The organism is Paraburkholderia sp. SIMBA_027, assembly GCF_046535315.1.
GTDB lineage: Bacteria > Pseudomonadota > Gammaproteobacteria > Burkholderiales > Burkholderiaceae > Paraburkholderia > Paraburkholderia tropica.
In genome coordinates this window covers 1-366 of sequence record NZ_JAWRWY010000191.1, presented here as the reverse complement: position 1 = coordinate 366, position 366 = coordinate 1, and the positions used below count along the sequence as shown (strand labels likewise).

Below are 366 nucleotides of genomic sequence, written 5' to 3'. Positions count from 1 at the left end.
GCTAATAATCCTAAAATAAATGCTACCATTTCTTCATCTTCTTCATGAATAGATTTACCATCTGTACGCGAACCATGTACTAGCTGTTCCATACCCATCGTGAAAATTTCAAACGCACGATAGTCATTTTCTTTTGGCTTCTCAGGTGCTTCAGGTGAATTATAATACTGGTTGAACATGTTGGAGTTTACCATAGCATTATCCCATTTGTAAGGTTTACCCATGTAATACTCTACCCAATCTTTCCCATCATAGGCATCGTTTAATGGGAAGTATACTTCATGGTCTGCATAATTAAGTCCTGTGGCATCACGCAACTTTCTAGGCTTACTGCCTTTAGTACGTCTTTCGAAAAACTTCGCTTCA

The 366-nt window shown here is 38.3% G+C and carries 1 protein-coding gene; it reads right to left on the bottom strand.

Annotated elements, in window-relative coordinates; all coding sequences use genetic code 11:
* The coding region (locus SB764_RS38740) for a hypothetical protein (protein WP_410866569.1) at nt 1-366 on the bottom strand (366 nt) is incomplete at both ends.